The organism is Streptomyces luteoverticillatus (genome assembly GCF_003970715.1).
In the GTDB taxonomy this organism is placed as follows: domain Bacteria; phylum Actinomycetota; class Actinomycetes; order Streptomycetales; family Streptomycetaceae; genus Streptomyces; species Streptomyces abikoensis.
Map to the genome: position 1 here is coordinate 457,133 of NZ_CP034587.1, position 17,710 is coordinate 474,842.

Genomic DNA, 17,710 nt, shown 5'->3' on the forward strand with positions numbered 1-17,710 from the left:
GAACGGCCGTGCGCCCCCGCCCGCCGGCCCGAGGGGACCGGTGGGCGGGGGCGACGCCCGCCGCCGTACGGGATCAGTTCCCGGCCACCGCCGGGGCCGGCGCGCGGTGGTGCCGGCTGATGTTCTTCTCCAGCAGGGCCAGGCACTCGGCGACGCCCACGCTCGACGGCGTCGTCTCGGGCAGCCGCCCGTCGTCCTCCTTCAGCCGGCGCAGCGCCTCGTCCATCGCGGACTGGGCGGCGAACAGGCAGGGCGTGCTGTAGATCGCGACGTCCACGCCCAGCTCGGTCAGTTCGGACCGGCTGAGGCGGGGGGACTTGCCGCCCGCGATCTGGTTGAACAGCAGGGGCTTGGAGCCGATGACGCCGCGTACCTTGCGGATCCACTCGACGCTGCGCACGCCGTCGACCAGGATCACGTCGGCGTCGCTGGCGGCGAGCGCCTCGGCGCGGCGCAGGATCTCGTCCTCCTCGGTGGCGTCGGTCCGGGCGACGACGACGAGGTCGCGCCGGGCGGACAGGACGAGTTCGAGTTTCTCCAGATACTCGGTCAGGGGCAGGATCTGCTTGCCGTCGACGTGGCCGCAGCGGCGCGGGCGCTTCTGGTCCTCCAGGATCACGCCCGAGGCGCCGATGGCCTCCAGGTGCTGCACGGTGTGGCAGGCGGTCTCGGGGTCGACGTAGCCGTCGTCGATGTCGACGAGCAGATGGTGGGCGGGGAACGCCAGGCGCATCCGCTGGACGAAGGCGACGATGTCGGGCCAGGCGATGAAACCTATGTCCGGCAGACCGTAGTGCGAGGCGGCGAAGCCGAATCCGGAGACGAACATGCCGTCGTAGTGCTGGGCGGCGACGGAGGCGGAGAACATGTCGAAGACGCCGATGAGGGGTGTGGTGCCGTTCTCGGCGATGGCGGCACGTAGCCGGTTGGGGTGATTCACGGTACCCTCCAGGACACTGGTCGCGCCGACGCGTGCTGATGACCGCTGCCCGGAAAAGCTCGCGGTCATGCCGTCGGCGTCAGAGAAGGAAAAGTGAAGAGCGGGGAAGCCCCGGGAGCTGTCGCGCGGTCAGGCGCGATACGACTCCCGGGGTTTTCTGCGTCTGCCATGCGAGTGCAGGTGCGCTGACGCGACAGGACGTTAGTCAAGCTTTGGTCATGGCACAATATTGGCGAGGTAAAACCGACCGCGCTGCGACGCTTTCACGCCGCCCCGTCCCTCGCCCCACCCCGGCCCCTCCGGGCCGTCCTCACCCCTCGTAGGCGTCCACCAGCTCCTGGATGTCGATTTTCTTCATGCCCAGCATCGCCCGCATGACCCGCTGGGACTTGACCGGATCGGGATCGCCCAGCAGCTCGGGAAGGGCCCTCGGTACGATCTGCCACGACACGCCGTACTTGTCCTTGAGCCAGCCGCAGGGACCCTCCGACCCGCCGGCGCCGAGTGCCGACCACAGCTCGTCGACCTCCTCCTGCGACGCGCAGTCCACGCTCAGCGAGATCGCCTCGTTGAACGTGAAGTCGGGGCCGCCGTTGAGCGCGAGGAACCGCTGCCCGGCGAGCTCGAACTCGACGGTCATCACCATCCCGGCGGGCCGCGGACCGGCCTCCCCGTAGCGCCGGATCTCCACGATCCGGGAGCCGGGGACGACGGACGTGTAGAACTCGGCCGCCTCCTGCGCCTGGTCGTCGAACCACAGACAGGGCGTGATCTTCTGCATGGTGTTCTCCCGACTTCTCGCACGGGGCGGCCCGCTGCCGCCGGCCGCGTCGACGCCACCCGCATCATCGCCCACGAGGGTGGCTTTGTCCGGGCGACCCGGGCGGCGTCCGGGGGGAAAACGACAGGACCGGGCGGCGCCCATGGCGCCGCCCGGTCCCTGGGGGCTCAGTGCCCCGCGGGCTCGCCGAGCGAGCTCAGGTCGTGGGCGTAGATGCCCACCGCGTGCGCGATGACCCCGATGTTGAGGTCGAACGCCTTGCGGTCGATGTTGGCGAGGGTGTCGCCCGCGCCGTGGTAGTTGGGGTCGTACGCGGTGCCCGCCGTGCCGCCGAACCGGGCCGCCTGGTCCTTGGTCTTGATGCCCTCGGCGCCGGTGAAGGTGCCGCCCGCCGGGATGCCCTTCTCGATGAACGGGCCGTAGTCGGAGCGGCCGTCGAAGTCGGTGCCCTCGTGCGGGGCGCCCTTGCGGTCGAGGTAGCCGTTGATCAGCTTCTCGATCTGCGCCGAGCCCTTGGGGCCGGGGCCCGAGCCCGTGTGGTCGGAGTCGTCGCCGTCGTAGACGAACTCCACCGGGTTCGGCGAGGCGATCATGTCGAAGTTGAGGTAGAGCGCGATCTGCTTGCGCTGCTTCTCGCTCAGCTGGGCCACGTAGTGCTCGGAGCCGAGGAGGCCGAGCTCCTCACCGGACCACCAGGCGAACCGCACCTTGTTGGTGGGCTGCTGGCCGTGGCCGCGGGTCTGCTGGGCGAGCTTGAGCGCGACCTCCAGCAGGCCGGCGGAGCCGGAGCCGTTGTCGTTGATGCCGGGGCCGGCGGGCACGGAGTCGAGGTGGCTGCCGAGCGTCACGACGTGGTCGGCGCTGCCACCCTTGGTCTCGGCGATCACATTGCGGGTGGGGCGCTTGATCGCCTCGGTGGCCACGTCGAGACGGACCTTGGTCTCGCCCTTGGCGACCTGCGCGGCCAGCGCCTCGCCGTCGGCGAGGGAGACGCCCGCGGCCGGGATGTGGGCCTTGTCCGGCGTCCCGACCGTGCCCCGGACCGGCTCGGTGCCGGAGTGGTTGTAGAGGATCAGGCCGGCGGCGCCCGCCTTGGCGGCGATCTCCTCCTTCTGCTGGAGGGCGCAGCTGCCGCGCTTGACCAGCGCGATCTTGCCCTTGAAGTCCTGGCCGGCGTAGTCGTCCAGGCCGCAGCCCGGGGTCTCGTCGACGCGGACGGCGGCCAGCGGGGCGACGAGGCCGCCCTCGGGTGTGGCCTTGCTGAACTTGTAGGCGAACGTGCGGATGTCGCGGGGCTCGGGCGAGACGACGCCCAGCTTCTCGCGCAGCGTCTTGGACTCGTAGAAGTCGAAGTCCTGGTACGAGACGTCGTAACCGGCCTTCTTCAGCAGGCGGTAGACGTACTCGGTGGAGGCCACATGGCCGGGGGTGCCGGCGGCGCGGTTGCCGCCGTTGGCGTCCGCGATCTTCTGGAGGGCCTGGAGGTGGCGGTAGGCGCTCTTGCCCGAGGAGTTCTTGACGAGCTTGCGGGCGAGCCGTTCGGCCTTCTCGTGCTGCCCGGCGGGCCGCGCCTCGGCGGGCGCCGCCGCGGCGAACAGCACGGGGGTGGCGACGACGGTGGTGACGAGAGCGGATATCGCTCTTCGGCGGAGGTGTGCGCGCACGGAGGTCCTTTCGGTGCGGGCGGCCCCGATGGCGGCCGCCCGGTCTGCGGTCGTCGCGATCGACGGCCGATCACAACCGACCGGACGGTATCGAGTCAACCCTGGTCAGGGGAAGGGTCCCGGGCGGTCGATACAAGATCGCCACATGCCGGTCATGCCCGACCCGGGCGGCGCCGGTACGTCCCCGTATGTGCGAGGCTGGGAGGGCAGCACTGCGGATCACCGAGGGATGAGGGACCGGTACATGCTCCAGCACAGAACCGTGGGCGATCTGATGACCCGCTCGGTCGTCCGGGTGCAGCGCGGCACGCTGTTCACCGAGATCGTGCACGTGCTGCAGGAGCACGACATCACCGCCGTCCCGGTGGTGGACGCCGAGGACCGGCCGGTGGGGGTGGTCTCCGAGGCGGATCTGCTGGCGAAGGCATCCCGGCGGCCGGATCCCCATGACGGGCCCGGCGCCCGGGCGAACGCGCCGGGCGCCGGCAACGGGACGGGCGCCAAGCACGAGGCGACCACCGCCGAGGGGCTGATGACCAGTCCGGCCGTGTGCGCCCGGCCGGACTGGAGCGTGGTGGAGGCCGCCCGCACCATGGAGGAACACCGCGTCAAGCGGCTGCCGGTGGTGGACGACGCGGGCCGGCTGGTGGGCCTGGTCAGCCGGGGTGACCTGCTGCGGGTCTTCCTCCGCACCGACCGGGCCATCCGCGAGGAGATCATCGAGGACGTCCTCGTCCGCACCCTGCGGCAGCCGCCGTCAGCCGTCGGCGTCGAGGTGAACCACGGTCAGGTGCGGCTCAGCGGCTCGGTGCGGCGCGCCAGCCTGGTGCCGGTCGTCGTCCAGCTGTGCCAGAGCGTCGACGGCGTGGTGAGCGTGGATCACCAGCTGGCGGCGGAGACCGACGACACGGGGGACGAGCCCAGCGGGTCGTGATGGATCCGCGCGGCCGGCACCCCGAGCTCGCGCAGCGCGCGCACGGTGGCCTCGACCATCCCGGCCGGGCCGCTGACGTAGGCGAGGCGGTCCGCCCACGCGCCGTGGCGCACCAGGGTGTCGGTGAGCGGGGACCGGCCGCCGGGCGGGGGCGCGTCGCCGAGGACGGGCAGCACGGTCAGCCAGGGGCGGCGGCGTTCGAAGTCGGCGAGCCACTCGCCGTCGTAGAGGTCGCCGCGGTCCCGGGCGGCGAGGAGGAGCTGGACCCGCGGGCCGCCGGCGCGGCGGGAGGTCAGCTCGTCGAGGAGGGCCTTGACGGGGGCGAGGCCGCTGCCGCCGGCGACCAGCAGCAGATCGCGGGAGAGTTCGTCGCCGAGGGTCATCGTCCCGGTGGCGGGGCCGAGCCGCAGGGTGTCGCCGGCGCGCGTCCGGTCGACCAGGGCCTCGCTCACCCCGTCGGGGCCGGTACGCCGCACGTGGAACTCGACGATGCCGTCGGCGCGCGGGGCGCAGGCCATCGAGTACTGCCGCCAGGCGTGCGGAAGTAACGGCGACTCCAGCGCGCCGTACTGGCCCGCGCGGTAGGGGTAGGGCTCGTGGGTGCGGACGCGCAGCACCGCCAGGTCCGGGCGGCGCAGGTCGTGGCGGACCACCGTGGCGTGCCAGTAGGGCGGTTCGGTGAGCGCGGCGTCGGCCCCGGCGACCATGGCGTCGACGGCGGACCGCAGCATCCGCAGCCAGGCCCGTTCCAGCTCCACGCTCCAGCGCCGGCCCGCGCGCAGGCGCAGCGCCTCGCGCAGGGCGTCCTCGAACGTCGCGTAGTGGGCGCGGCGGACGCCGAGTTTGCGGTGGTCGCGGCCCAGCCGGGTGAAGGTGGCGACGACGTCCTCGGGCCGGTCCAGGTTGTCGGTCAAGTACTGGAACATCTTGGCGAGATGGGCGCGCTGGAACGCCATCGACTCGGGGAACATCGAGCGCAGATAGGGATGGCGGCGGAACATCACCTCGTACAGGGGCGTGATGAGCTCCTCGAACGGGGTGACCAGGTCCAGATGACCCAGGATCAGCCGCCGGTCGGTCTCGTCGCAGTACGGGGTGGCCTGCGCGGGTCCGGCGCTGTCGGCGGGGCCGGGCGGCCCACCGGGTGCGAGCAGTTGCCGCCGCAACCGCATCGCGTCGTGCCGGGCCAGCAACGCGTAATAGTCGTTGCCCTTGGGGGTGTTCACGGGCTGGGTCTCCTGTACTCCGTCGTTCCGAGCGCAAAGCAGTATGGCAGTGCGGGAACGCACCCGATCGGCCCGGGATGACAGGGCCGTTCGGCCCTTCCGGCGGCCCGGAGGGAGGAGGTAGAGGCTACGGCCGGTCCTCACCGAGGGTGGCTCTGTGCTCGCGCCAGCGGTCCAGGACGCCCTCGAACTCCTTCTGCAGGAATTCGATGAACTCGGCGGTCTCCGCCACCCGCGAACCGGCCGGGCTGTCGGCCCCCAGGGTCTTCGCGCCGTCGCGCAGGACGCCCTCCCAGCGGATCAGCAGCTGGTCGCGGCGGGTGAGGGCCTGGAACCAGACCTCGGCGTTGAGCCGGTAGCGGTCGCGGCGCGTGCCCGGCTCCCGTTCGCGGCCGATCATGTCGACCTGGGTGAGGTAGCGGACGGCGCCCGAGACCGCCGCCGGGCTGATCCGGAGAGCCTCGGCCAGGCCGGCCGAGGTCATCACGCCCGCGTCGGAGGCGAGGAGCGCGGCGAAGACCCGGGAGGCCATGCGCGGCATGCCCGCGTCGGTGAGCTCGGCGGCGAAGCGCTCGACGAAACGGGAGACCGCTTCCTGGTCGCGTTCGCGGTCCCGCTCCCGGCCGTTGGCGCCCGCTCCGGTCGTCTCGGTCATCGCCCTCGCCCTCTCCCCTGTTCGATCCCGCCTGTTCGATCTCATCGGCCAATTTACACTCTTTCCAACCTTCACAAATTTCTGAAGGAAGCGTACGTTCGGAAGCATGACGAAGGCGATCCACGTGTCCGGCCTCGAGAAGTCCTTCGGCCGGACCCGTGCGCTCAGCGGCCTCGATCTCACCGTCGAGGCCGGTGAGACGCACGGATTCCTCGGCCCCAACGGCGCGGGGAAGTCCACCACCATCCGCGTCCTCCTCGGACTGCTGCGCGCCGACGGCGGCTCCGCGCGCGTGCTCGGCAAGGACCCCTGGCACGACGCCGTGGAGCTCCACCGCCGCGTGGCGTACGTCCCCGGCGACGTCACCCTCTGGCGCAACCTCTCCGGCGGCGAGGTCATCGACCTGCTCGTCCGGCTGCGCGGCGGCGCCGACCGGGCCCGCCGCGCCGAACTGCTGGAGCGCTTCGACCTCGACCCGACGAAGAAGGGGCGCGCCTACTCCAAGGGCAACCGGCAGAAGGTCGCCCTGGTCGCCGCCTTCGCCTCCGACGTCGACCTGCTCGTCCTCGACGAGCCGACCTCCGGCCTCGACCCGCTGATGGAAGAGGTCTTCCGCGCCTGCGTGGCCGAGGAGCGCGAGCGCGGCCGCACCGTGCTGCTCTCCAGCCACGTCCTCGGCGAGGTCGAGGCCCTGTGCGACCGGGTCAGCATCATCCGCGAGGGGACGACCGTGGAGACCGGCTCCCTCGCCGAGCTCCGCCACCTCACCAGGACCTCGGTGACCGCCGAACTCACCGGCGCGCCCAACGGGCTGGCGCGCCTGCCCGGCGTCCACGACCTCACCGTCCGAGAGCTCCACGGGGGCGGGGGGAAGCAGGTGCGGCTCCAGGTGGACACCGACCGACTGGGGCCGGTCCTCCGCCAGTTGAGCGAGTCCGGCGTCCGCAGCCTGACCAGCGTGCCGCCCACCCTGGAGGAGCTGTTCCTCCGCCACTACCAGCAGGACGCCCCCGCCCGGACGGTGACCACGTGAGCGCCTCCGCCGCCTCGTCCCGGCCGGCCTCGCCCCGGCTGGCCGGCACGGGCACCCTGACCCGCCTCGCGCTGCGCCGCGACCGGGTGCTGCTGCCGGTGTGGGCCGTAACCCTGTCCCTCACCGTCGCCGGCGTCGCGAGCGCCTTCGAGTCGCTGTACGCCACGCCCGCCGACCGGGCCGGAGTGGCCCGCTCCACCAACGCGAACGCCTCGGTCCGCGCGCTGTACGGGCCGGTGTTCGGCGACTCCACCGGCGGTCTGGTCGCCTGGCGCATGGCCGTCCTCGGCGGCGTCCTCGCCGGGATCATGAGCCTGGTGATCGTGGTGCGGCACACCCGCGAGGAGGAGGAGACCGGCCGTCAGGAACTGCTGTCCGCCGCGGTCGTCGGCCGCCGGGCCCCGCTGACCGCCGCGCTGCTGACGGCCCTGGCCGCCGACGGCCTGGTCGCCGTCCTCGTCACCGCCGGGCTGGCCCGCGCCGGGCTGCCGGCCGGCGGCGCGGCCGCCCTGGGCCTGGCCGTCGCCGGTACGGGCCTGTGCTTCGCGGGCGTCGCCGCCGTCACGGCCCAGCTCACCGACACCGCCCGGGCGGCGCGGGGCCTCGCGGGCGCGACGGTGGGCCTCGCCTTCCTGCTGCGCGCGGCCGGTGACGCGGCGAGCGCCGGCGCCTCCTCGCCGCTGGTCTGGGTCTCCCCCGTCGGCTGGGCCGAGCAGACCCGGGCCTTCGCGGGCGAACGCTGGTGGGTCCTCGCCCTGCCCTACGCGGCGGCGGGCCTCGCCGCGGCGGCCGCCTTCGCCCTGGCCGGGCGCCGCGACATCGGCGCGGGCCTGCTGGCCGGACGCCCGGGCGCCGCGACGGCGCCACGCCACCTCACCGGCGCGACCGGACTGGCGTGGCGGCTCCAGCGCGGCACGCTGCTGGGCTGGACGGTGGGCTTCGCCGTCGCGGGCACCGTGTTCGGCTCCCTGATCGAGGGCGCCGCCGGTCTCGTCGGCGACAACGAGGGCACGCGCGAGATCATCGAGCGGATGGGCGGCCGGGAGGGCCTCGCTGACTCCCTGCTGGCCGCCCTGACGGGCCTGCTCGGCATGGTCGCCGCGCTCTACTCGGTGGGCTGCGTGCTGCGGCTGCGCGCGGAGGAGACGAGCGGGCGCGCCGAGCCCGTCCTGGCCGGAGCGACCGGCCGGACGCGGTGGGCGGCCGGGCACCTGGCCTTCGCCGGGCTGGGCACGGCGGTCGTCCTGCTCGCCGGCGGCCTGGGCATGGGCCTGGCGTACGGCGTCTCGGCCGGGGACGTCGGGGGGCGACTGCCGCCGGTGCTCGGCGCGGCGCTCGCCCAGTCGCCGGCGGCGTGGGTGCTGGCCTCGGTGGCCGTCCTGCTCTTCGGGGCGCTGCCCCGGTGGGCGGTGGCGGCGTGGGGGCTCGCCGGGGGCTGCCTGGCCATCGGCTGGCTGGGGCCGGCGCTTCGGCTGCCGGGGTGGGTGATGGACCTTTCGCCGTTCGGGCACCTGCCGAGGTTGCCGGGGGCGGGGGTTTCGGCGGGGCCGTTTTTCTGGCTGCTTGGGCTTGCCGCCGTGCTCACGGCCGTGGGCTTGGCCGCTTTCCGGCGGCGGGACATGGGGTGAGGGTGCCCCAGTCCCGCCCTTTCACCGTTTCCCGGGGCTCCGCCCCGGACCCCGGTCCTCCAACCCCGGACAGGCTGAAATCAGCCCTCCGCCACCAGCTGCGGTTCCACCGGGGACTGCGGGTCCGGGCCGAAGAGGACCGCCTTCGCCACCGGTGGTGCGAAGAGGGACGTCACCGGGGCGGTCAGGGAGAGCACCCGGCGAAAGGCCTCGCCCACGACGGGGTCACCGGTGGCCCGCCGCTGGACGCGGGCGAGGTACCAGTCCCCGGGCCGGTCGACCGGTCGGCCCCGGGGGATGTTGCCGGTCGCGCCGGGCACGTTCTTGTCCGCGCCGGAGGAGATGTCCCACGCCTGCCGGGCGGCGTCGAGGAGGGCTCGCTGCACCCGGCCGGTCGTGGGGGTGCGGCGCGGGTCGGTGAGGGCGTCGCGCAGGGCGACGGCGCAGAGCGCGGCGACCGACATGCCCTGGCCGTAGACCGGGTTGAAGGCGCACAGGGCCTCGCCCGTCGCGAGGAAGCCGGCCGGGCGGCGGCCGGGGCCGTCGTAGCGGCGGCGGACGTTGCCGGTCTTGCGGAAGCCGTGGATGGGGGTGAGGGGCTCGGCCTTGAGCAGCCAGTCGTGGAGGACGGGGTGCGGGAGCTTCGAGGCGAAGTCGAGGAAGCCCTCGTCGTCGGTGGGCGGTTCGTTGCCCCGCAGGCCGGAGAGGATCACGGACCAGCGGTCGCCGTCCAGGGGCATCAGGATGCCGCCGTAGCGCTGGTCGGGGTTGGGGATGATGTAGACGCCCCGGAAGCCCGGGTCCGTCAGGCCGGCGGGGGTGCGGTAGAAGCGGGTGGCGTAGGCGAGGCCGGTCTCGAGGACCTCCTCGTGGGGTGGTTCGGCGCCCAGGGCGGCCAGCCAGGAGGGGGCGCGGGAGGAGCGGCCGGAGGCGTCGACGACGATGTCGGCCTCCAGGGTGGTGCCCGCAGTGGCGGCGGCGGGCAGGCCGCGCTCGCGCAGGCGGACGCCGCGGACTCGGGTGGCGTCGCCGAGCAGGCCGGTGACCTCGGCGCCCTCTACGGTCTCGATACGGGATCCGGGCCCGAGGACGCGGCGGCGCACGACCCAGTCGGTCAGGGGCCGGGAGCCGGTGAGGACATGGGTGGTGGGGCGGGTCCGGCGGTACCAGTGGCCCACCTGCCACTGCAGGACGTCGGTGGGCATCGCCACGCGCGGCGAGCCCTCGTCGAGCAGCTCGCCCACGATGCCGGGCAGCAGTTTCTCCAGGGCGCCCTGGCCGCCCTCCAGCATGACGTGGGTGTGCTTGTCCTGGGGGATGCCGGAGCGGTTGTCCGGGCCCTCCGGGAAGCGGTCGCGCTCGACGAGCGTCACCTTGTCGGCGTGGGCGGTGAGTACGTGCGCGGCGAGGAGGCCCGCGAGGCCGCCACCGATGACGACGGCGTGCCGCCGGGCCCGGTCCTCGTCCTCACTCGCGCGCGGTCCGCCTTCGGCGCCCTCTGCTGTCACGTCGACACCCCATTCGTTCCGTCGTCCGAACCGGAAAATGCTGCGATCACCGTACCGGCAGGGCCCGTTGGGTGTGACCCGGTGCGTTCGGCCGCGCCACAGTGACTTGAGGGGCTTTGGTTCGTTTTCGTGGTGTACGTCGTTCCGGTACCGAGAGAGGCTCTCATGCGTCTGCGTCACACCGTCACCCCGCTGCTGGCCGCCCTGTCGTTCGCCGTGGTCGCACCGGCGGAGGCGTCGGCGGCGCCCCCGAGCGCCGAGCAGCTGCCCGAGACGCTGTCCTTCCAGGCGGCGGCGGACCTCCCGAATCCGGGGGCGCTCGTCAAGAAGGAGCAGGCCGCCGCCATGGACCGGATGCGGGAGGACGCCCCGCAGTCCGCACCTCAGGCGGCGCCTCAGTCCGGTCCGCAGGCGGCGCCTCAGTCCGCGCCCCAGGCAGCGCCGCAAGCGGCTCCGGCCCCGTCCGTGCCGGTGAGCAACGCGGGTAACTCGCTCGGGGGCCCGCTTCAGCCGCTCGTGGGGCCGCTCCAGCACCAGTTGACGCACCTGCCGGTGGTGGGTCAGCTCCTCGCGGGGCCCGGCGGAGGGCACTGAGCCCCGAAGGCGTGCCGGGCCGCGCGGCGCCAGCGGTTGCCGGGGAGGCCCGGCCGCAGGGCCGCGTACGCCCCGCAGTACTTAGTGAAGACCGCCGGGCGTACGCCGCTGTCGTGCAACAGCCGGTCCGCCTCCGTCAGATGACCGGCCGTCTTGGTCTCCACCAGGACGAGGCCGGGCGCGCAGCGCACGCTCCGCCCCGCCCGCAGGTCGTCGCAGACCAGCCCGACGTCACAGGTGACGCGCTCGCCGTCGGCCACGAAAGTGGTGCGGACGTAGTCCGTGGTGAGGGACGGCCGCAGCACCGGGGGCGAGTCGATGCCGTAGGCGTCGCGCAGGGTGTCCGCGAGGAAGGCCCGGAAGGGCGGGTCGAGCGGGGTGTCCTCGCCGGTGAGGGGGCGGCGGTGTTTGACGGTGTCGCCGCGCCCGCCCTTGAGCTTGATCTCGAACTGCCGCTCGCCGCTGTCCTGGTAGACGCGTTCGCGGATCTTGAAGCGGAGGCGGCGGCCCTGCCGGTGGTCGTGGAAGGAGCGGAGCTCCGGGGTGTCGTAGTACACCGAGTGGTACCGGAAGGCCCGCCGCCCGTCGATGGTGAGGGCGCGGAAGGGGCCGCCGGGGCGGCGGGGGTCGGTGAGCCGTCGGGCCATCGCCAGGAAGACGTCGGCGGGGACGAGGTAGCTGCGGTCGAAGCGGGCCATGAGCTCCGCCCGCGCGTTGACCTCGGCCAGGGAGATCGGCGCGGCGGCGCCGGCCGCCTCGCCGACGGCGCGGACGGCCGCGGGGAGCGGTGGCGCCGGTGTGGTGGTCATACGGTCTCCCACGCGGGCGCGGCGCGGTGCGCGGTCCGGGACTTTCCGGCCTGGTGGGCGGCGCCCGGGGCGGGTTCGCGGTAGCGGACGTCGACGACCATCAGGTCGCGGACGTAGTCCACTTCCATGACCGTCCAGTGGGAGGGTTCGCCGAGTCTGCGGGCGAGGTCGGCGCGGAGGGCGGCGGGGTCGGCGTGGACGGTGTCGAGGGTGACGACCGTGCGGCGGGAGCGGGCGAACAGCCGGGGGTGGTCGGCGGCGTAGACGACGAGGAGCAGGACCGTGCTCAGGCCGGCCGCCGCGGTGAACGGGAGGTGCGGCAGCCCGCACAGCAGGCCGAGGACCAGCGTGGTGAAGTAGTAGGCGACTTCCTCGTGCTGGACGGCGTCGGAGCGGAGCCTGATGATCGAGAGCACTCCGAAGAGGCCGAAGCCGAGCGCCGCCCCGCCGTCGCCGCCCACCTGGGCGAGGGCGGCGACGACGGTGAACAGGGCGACGTTCAGGGCGAGATAGGCCGGTACGAGGTCGCGGCGGCGGTGCCGGGGGTAGTAGATCGCGAACGTCAGCAGGCATATGGCGGCGAGGTCGAGCCCGAGATGGGCGACGAGGTGCCGTGACGAGTCCATGGGTCGGCGCTCCTGGGTGATCGGGAGGGAGAGCTCAGACCCTAGGAAAACGGAGAGTGAACGCGCAGCAGCTTCCGGGTGAACCATGCGCTTCCTTGACGGAAGCGGACGGCAAGTGTCCGGAACGGCACCGCTCCTGTCCCGTCAGGCACTCTTGCCGCCGCGCCGCAGGTCACTTGACGAAGTCCTCCACCACCTTGGGCGGCCAGGTGCCGACCTTGAGCACGCCCATGGAGTAGGCGCGCGAGACCAGCGCGGCGCGGTTGGGCACCTTCAGCTTCCGCAACAGACACGTCACGTGGTACTCGACGCCCTGCCGGCTGAGGTAGAGGCGGGACGCCAGCGGGATGGTGGACACCCCGGCGGCTATGCCCTCCAGGATGCGCGCGTCCATCTCGGACAGGATCTTCTTGCGGCCCGCCACCACCCGGGCGCCCTCGGCGCCCCGGGTCGCGGGCATCATCACCAGGATCGCGGTGGTGTCGGGGAGGCCGCCGCGCACGGAGACCGCCGTCAGGGGCACGGTGAAGGGGGAGTCGTCCGCGCCCACGGCGATGACGGGGGTGACGAAGCGCTGGTGCTTGCCCTCGATCAGGTGGGAGAACTGCCGCATCAGCGGCTGCCGGACGCTGGGGTGGACCACGTCGCGGAAGCTTCTGCCGCACAGCTCCTCCGAGGAGCCGTCGAACTGCCGGAAGAACTCCTGGTTCGCCTGCTGGATGGTCAGGGACGTGTCGAGGCTCGCCAGGCACAGCCCCGACTGGTCGGGCTGTGTACGGGCGTCCGGGTACCCCGCCTGGCCCTCCGGGCCGTCCTGGGAGATGACCCGAGCCGAATCGACCGAAGCGAGAACAGAATTCAACAAGAGATGGAACCCTTTCATGGCACTTCACACATGCGGAATCGCTATGCAATCGCGCTGTAACGCGGAATCCAGACCCTCGTCCCGAGGCCCGGCAGCCGAACTGGGCGAACTGCTTGAAAGACTAGATAGCCGCCGGTCGGCGGTCAACGACCGTCCTGTCGCCGGGCCTAAACCTGCGGTCGGTCGCCGGAGAGGTACGGTCCGCCCTTCGGTCTTCGGTGCCCGCGTTCACCTGCGCGTACGGCGCGCCCGGACATCCGGGCGCGCCGTACCGACGGTTTATTGGAAGCCGCGCGCAACAAGCGCGGACAAAGGATTCAGCCGGTCATCCCCAATGCCGGTCCACATTGCCCGGCCGCCAACTCGGCGCGGCCCCGGATCCCCAATTTTCGATAAGAATTCGTAAGGTGTTTCTCGACGGCCCGGGGGCTTACCCCGAGTTCCCGGGCGATGTTCTGGTTGGTGAGGCCGCGGCCGACGAGCGCGACCACCCGGCGTTCGGCCGGGGTGAGCACCGCCGCGGGCACCCCCGGGGCGCCGAGCTCCTCGCGTCCGGCCCGTTTCACCAGCCGGGGCACGCCACAGGCCACGGCGAGCTCCCCGGCCTCCCGCAGCGCGGCCTCCGCCCGGGGGCCGCCCCCGAGCCGTCGGCCCAACTCCTGGAGGGCGCGGGCGAGTTCCAGCCGGTTGGCCGAACCCCTGAGCACGGTGACCGCCTCGGTCAGCAGGGCCTCGCCCCGGCCGCCCCCGTACAGCCGGCCCTTCAGCCGCAGGGCGCGGCCGAGTACGGCGGGCGCGCCCCACCGCTCGGCCCGCGCGTGCTCCTCGTCGGCGAGGGCGCGCGCCGCGCCGGAGTCGCCGAGCCGGTGGTGGAGGCTGACGGCCCAGGGGCGCCAGGGGAACAGCGCCGAGCTGTGCCAGCCCGACGCCGCCAGTTGCCGGCCGCAGGACAGGACGGTCTCCAGGGCGCCCGCCCAGTCGCCGCGGCCCGCCTCCAGGGACGCTTCCAGGAGTCCGAGCATGGACGTGGTGACCAGCCCCGGCGCCCGGCACCGGCCGCCCAGGGCCAGTACGCGCTCGCTGAACGCCGGGTCGCGCACCTCCAGCGCGACGGCGGCGAGCACCACGGCGAAGGCCGCGCTCCCCTCGCCCTCCGGCTCCCCCGGCCGGTCGACGACGACGCGTTCGGCGTGCTCGCGCGCCTGCGTCAGCCGTCCCTGGGCCAGCAGCGTCAGCGCCCGCTCCGCGTGGTCGACGGCGCACGCCACGAGGCCGTCCCCGCGAGCGGGGGAAGGGGCTCTGAGCCGGTGCCCGGCGGTCAGCCAGGAGGAGACGGCGTCCACCGAGTCGGCCCCGCACAGCGCGAGCACCACCAGGGGCAGCGCCGAGTGGGTGCGGTCGGGGGCGGCCGGCTCGTGCTCCAGGATCCGGTGGCCCAGCCGGGCCGCCTCCGCCGCCGTCAGGGCACCGGAGACCGCCGCCGCGTAGAGCAGGACGGCCGCGAGCTCCCGCTCGCCCGCCGAGCGCAGCGCGGGCTCCTCCCCCATGCTCCGCAGCCGCAGGACCGACGCGCCCAGCTCGGCGGGGTCCTCGCGGCCCGCGTGGCGCAGCCGCGCCTCCAGACGCAGGGCCGCCTCCCGGGCCGTGCCCTTCAGCAGCGCGGCGGGGCCCAGCTCCCCGGCCGTCCGGCGGAGCAGGGCGATGGCGGGGGCGGGCAGCGCGCCGAGGAAGGCGGGCGGTATCCGCAGGGCGGCCAGGGCCCGTTCGGTGGGGTCGGAGAGCAGGGAGACGGCCTGGGTGACGTGGCGTTCGCAGGCGGCGGCGTCGGTGTCGCGGACGGCCGCGGCGAGGTCGGCCAGCAACCGGGCGCGGTCGGGACCGGGTTCGGGGGTGTCCTGGAGCGCTCTGCGCAGGGCGCGGGCGGCCGTCTCGGGGTCGCCGGCGCGCAGCGCGGTCTCGGCGGCCTCGCGGAGGATCGCGGCGGCCCAGGGCCGGGGGGCGGTGGCGGACTCCACGAGCCGCTCGGCTATCAGGGCGGCGGGGGCGCCGTGCCGGTGGAGGAGGTCCACGGCGACCTCGTGCCGTTCGCGGCGCTCGTCCGGGGTGGTGGAGGCCGCCACCGCGTCCTGGACCGCGCGGTGAACGAAGCGCGGCTCGCCGGGTCCGGTGAGCAGGCCGAGCCGGTGGAGGTCGGCCAGCGCCCCGTCGGCCTCCCAGGGGTCCAGGCCGGCCAGTTCGGCGGCGAGGTCGGGCCCGGCGTGCCCGCCGAGGGCGGCGAGGGCCTCGGCCAGGTGCCGTACGGGGCGGGACTGCGCGCGCAGGCAGTCGGCGAGCCGTTCCGTCAGCAGCGGGGGCCGCAGCGTGTACGCCCGGCCGGCGTGGGCGGCCGTCGGCTCGTCGCCGTCGGCGGCCATCCGGTCCAGGAGGGAGGTCAGGAGGAGGGGGTTGCCGCCGGTGGCGTCGTGGCAGGCGGCCGTGAACTCCTCGTCGCCCGGGGTACCGAAGCGCTCGAGGACCAGCGTCCGGGTGGCGTCGGGCGTCAGGGCGGCGGGGCGCAGGACGCGCGGGCCCGCGTCCAGCAGGTCGAGGACGGCGGGGCGGCGGCCACCCGGGTCGCCGTCGCGGAGGGTGCCCACGACGGCCGCGCGGAGGCCGTGCGGGCGGGCGACCAGGTGGGCGAGCCAGCGCAGCGACGGGGTGTCGGCCCACTGGAGGTCGTCCACGAGGATCAGCAGCGGGGCCTCCGCACCGATATCGGCGAGCAGCGAGCGCAGCCCTTCGAGGACCGCCCACTCCTCGGCGGCGTCACCGGTGGTCCCCCCGGCGCGGTCGATCGCCGTGAGCCGGGGGTCGTCCTGCCATCGTTCGCTCTCCTCGCGGGGCGCCCGGGACCGGAGGCTGTCGAACAGCTGGTGTGCCACTCCGAAGGCGAAGTCCGCTTCCATGGGGGCGGCGTGGGCGCGCAGGACGCGTACGCCCTCCCCGTCGGCCGGGCCGGGCAGCGCGCGCAGCAGCGCGGACCGGCCCGTCCCCACCGGGCCGGTCAGCAGCAGGCATGACGCCTTTCCTCCGGCGGCGGCGCGCAGGGCGTCCCCGGCCGCGGTGAACTCGGTGCCTCGTTCGAGCAGCATGTGTTCAGTTACTCTCCATTCCCCGGACGAGGGCGCGCAGTTCGCCGCGCCCACTGACGCCGAGCTTCTTGTAGACGCTGCTCAGCCGCAGCTCCACGGTGCGCCGGGAGACCGAGAGCATCTCGGCGATGACCCGGTTGGCGTGGCCGTGGCCGGCGAGCGTCGCGGTGTGCGTCTCGGCCTGGGAGAGGGTGGCCCACTCCCGGAGCCGGCGGACGTCGGTCGGGGACGGCGCGGGCCCGCGGTCCCCGGCGAGCCGGCGCACGGTGTCCGCCAGTCTGCTGCTCGGGTGGGCGGTGATGAGCGCGGAGAGGTCGCTCGCCCAAGGGGTGGCGGGCCGCTCGTGGGCCGTGCGGAGTTCGAGGGCGGCGAGGTCGGCGAGCGCCCAGGCGTGGGCGAGGCCGGCGGGGGTGTCGCGCAGGACGTCCACGGCGCGGCCCACCTTGGCGGGCCGTTCCTCGCCGGTGGGCAGGGCGGCGTTCAGCTCGGCCCAGCCGATGGTGCCGGCGGCTCCCCAGCGGCGGGCGAGTGCCAGCTCCTCTCCGCTCAGGCGCCGGGCCTCGGCGTGCTCGCCGAGCGCGAGGGCGGTGCGGGCCGCGAGGGAACGCCAGGGCAACAGGGCGGGGTTGACGTACTGGCGGCGCAGCAGGATCCGGCCGGTCTCACGGAAGAGGCCCATGGCCTCGGGCAGGTCGTCGTCGGCGACGGCGACCAGGGCCCGGGCGAAGAGCTGGTACGCCCAGGGGGCGCTGCCCTCGGTGCCGGCGGGGGCCGGTGCGCAGGCGTGGGCGCGGGCCTTTTCCCGGTCGCCGTTCTCCAGGGCGACGGCGGTGCGGACGGCCGTCAGGTAGGGGGCGGTGGCGGGGTGCCAGCCGCCCGGCGGCAGGGAGCGCTCGGCTTCGGCCACGTACCGCTCGGCGTCGGAGAGCAGGCCCCGGCGCAGGCTCAGCTCGGCGCGGACGGTGAGCACCCGGGCGACGCCGGCCCGCAGCCGGTCGCGGCGGACGTCGGCGAGGAGGGCGGCGATGCCGGCGTCGGCGGTCTCGTAGTCGTCGGCGAGGTAGAGGGCGCGGCAGGCGGCGAGGCGGGGCAGCAGGGGCGTGTCCCGGCCGGCCGGGGGGACGAGGGCCGCGCGGGCCAGCCGGAGCGTGCCGGCCAGGTCCTCGCCGTCGCGGGCCAGTTGCCAAGCCCGGACGCCGGCCTGGGCGGGGGTGCGGGGGACGCGGGGCAGGCCGGGGACGCGGGGGGTGCCGGGGTCCGTCTCCTCGCGCCAGCCGTGATGGGCGGCCCAGTACAGGGCGACGAGGTCGTCGCGC

15 protein-coding genes are annotated in these 17,710 nt (G+C 74.2%); 4 read left to right on the forward strand and 11 right to left on the reverse strand.

Annotation, left to right across the window (positions count from 1 at the left end; genetic code table 11):
• Window positions 1-73: 73 nt before the first annotated feature.
• From EKH77_RS02105 to EKH77_RS02115, 3 genes are all read right to left on the reverse strand, one after another.
• Window positions 74-940, reverse strand: a complete 867-nt coding sequence (locus EKH77_RS02105) for an isocitrate lyase/PEP mutase family protein (RefSeq protein WP_206279795.1) — start codon at window positions 938-940, stop codon at window positions 74-76.
• 310 nt (window positions 941-1,250) lie between these two features.
• Window positions 1,251-1,721 carry a VOC family protein gene (locus EKH77_RS02110; protein ID WP_126912732.1) on the reverse strand — a complete coding sequence of 157 codons (471 nt, stop codon included), beginning with the start codon at window positions 1,719-1,721 and terminating at the stop codon, window positions 1,251-1,253.
• Between the two features lie 167 nt (window positions 1,722-1,888).
• Window positions 1,889-3,385 carry a M28 family metallopeptidase gene (locus EKH77_RS02115; RefSeq protein ID WP_126912733.1) on the reverse strand — a complete coding sequence of 499 codons (1,497 nt, stop codon included), beginning with the start codon at window positions 3,383-3,385 and terminating at the stop codon, window positions 1,889-1,891.
• A gap of 244 nt (window positions 3,386-3,629) precedes the next feature.
• Between EKH77_RS02115 and EKH77_RS02120 the strand changes: the two genes are divergently transcribed.
• Window positions 3,630-4,319, forward strand: a complete 690-nt coding sequence (locus EKH77_RS02120) for a CBS domain-containing protein (protein ID WP_126912734.1) — start codon at window positions 3,630-3,632, stop codon at window positions 4,317-4,319.
• Here the strand turns inward: EKH77_RS02120 and EKH77_RS02125 are convergent.
• Together EKH77_RS02125 and EKH77_RS02130 are read right to left on the reverse strand one after the other, a co-directional pair.
• Entirely contained in the window at window positions 4,265-5,545 is a 1,281-nt protein-coding gene (locus tag EKH77_RS02125) for a globin domain-containing protein (protein ID WP_430980969.1), read from the reverse strand. The two genes, EKH77_RS02120 and EKH77_RS02125, sit on opposite strands and share 55 nt — an antisense overlap.
• Window positions 5,546-5,672: 127 nt before the next feature.
• Entirely contained in the window at window positions 5,673-6,200 is a 528-nt protein-coding gene (locus tag EKH77_RS02130; RefSeq protein ID WP_126912735.1) for a GbsR/MarR family transcriptional regulator, read from the reverse strand.
• A 106-nt stretch (window positions 6,201-6,306) separates the two neighbouring features.
• Here EKH77_RS02130 and EKH77_RS02135 point away from each other — a divergent pair, with 106 nt between their 5' ends.
• Both EKH77_RS02135 and EKH77_RS02140 read left to right on the forward strand, forming a co-directional pair.
• The gene (locus EKH77_RS02135; protein WP_126912736.1) at window positions 6,307-7,233 is read left to right on the forward strand and encodes an ABC transporter ATP-binding protein; all 927 of its coding nucleotides are present in this window, start codon (window positions 6,307-6,309) and stop codon (window positions 7,231-7,233) included.
• Window positions 7,230-8,861 carry an ABC transporter permease gene (locus tag EKH77_RS02140; RefSeq protein WP_126912737.1) on the forward strand — a complete coding sequence of 544 codons (1,632 nt, stop codon included), beginning with the start codon at window positions 7,230-7,232 and terminating at the stop codon, window positions 8,859-8,861. The genes EKH77_RS02135 and EKH77_RS02140 overlap by 4 nt, the downstream gene beginning before the upstream one ends.
• An 80-nt stretch (window positions 8,862-8,941) precedes the next feature.
• Here EKH77_RS02140 and EKH77_RS02145 read toward each other — a convergent pair whose 3' ends face one another.
• On the reverse strand, window positions 8,942-10,369 hold the full coding sequence (locus EKH77_RS02145; protein ID WP_240667179.1) for an NAD(P)/FAD-dependent oxidoreductase: 1,428 nt from the start codon (window positions 10,367-10,369) through the stop codon (window positions 8,942-8,944).
• Window positions 10,370-10,534: 165 nt separating this feature from the next.
• On the opposite strand from EKH77_RS02145, the gene EKH77_RS02150 reads away from it, so the two are divergent.
• Entirely contained in the window at window positions 10,535-10,963 is a 429-nt protein-coding gene (locus tag EKH77_RS02150; protein ID WP_126912738.1) for a hypothetical protein, read from the forward strand.
• Here EKH77_RS02150 and EKH77_RS02155 read toward each other — a convergent pair.
• The 5 genes from EKH77_RS02155 to EKH77_RS33550 all read right to left on the reverse strand — a co-directional run bounded on the left by EKH77_RS02155 (window position 10,930) and on the right by EKH77_RS33550 (window position 17,073).
• Window positions 10,930-11,772, reverse strand: coding sequence for a polyphosphate polymerase domain-containing protein (locus EKH77_RS02155; protein ID WP_126912739.1), 843 nt, complete (start codon window positions 11,770-11,772; stop codon window positions 10,930-10,932). The genes EKH77_RS02150 and EKH77_RS02155 overlap by 34 nt on opposite strands.
• Window positions 11,769-12,398 carry a DUF4956 domain-containing protein gene (locus tag EKH77_RS02160; protein WP_126912740.1) on the reverse strand — a complete coding sequence of 210 codons (630 nt, stop codon included), beginning with the start codon at window positions 12,396-12,398 and terminating at the stop codon, window positions 11,769-11,771. The genes EKH77_RS02155 and EKH77_RS02160 overlap by 4 nt, the downstream gene beginning before the upstream one ends.
• Window positions 12,399-12,570: 172 nt before the next feature.
• Entirely contained in the window at window positions 12,571-13,152 is a 582-nt protein-coding gene (locus EKH77_RS02165; protein ID WP_397613564.1) for a LuxR C-terminal-related transcriptional regulator, read from the reverse strand.
• A 428-nt stretch (window positions 13,153-13,580) separates the two neighbouring features.
• Window positions 13,581-16,394, reverse strand: a complete 2,814-nt coding sequence (locus EKH77_RS02170; protein WP_126912742.1) for a helix-turn-helix transcriptional regulator — start codon at window positions 16,392-16,394, stop codon at window positions 13,581-13,583.
• 4 nt (window positions 16,395-16,398) lie between these two features.
• A complete protein-coding gene (locus EKH77_RS33550; protein ID WP_240667683.1) occupies window positions 16,399-17,073 on the reverse strand; it encodes a helix-turn-helix transcriptional regulator in 675 nt (224 codons plus the stop codon).
• Window positions 17,074-17,710 lie beyond the last annotated feature (637 nt).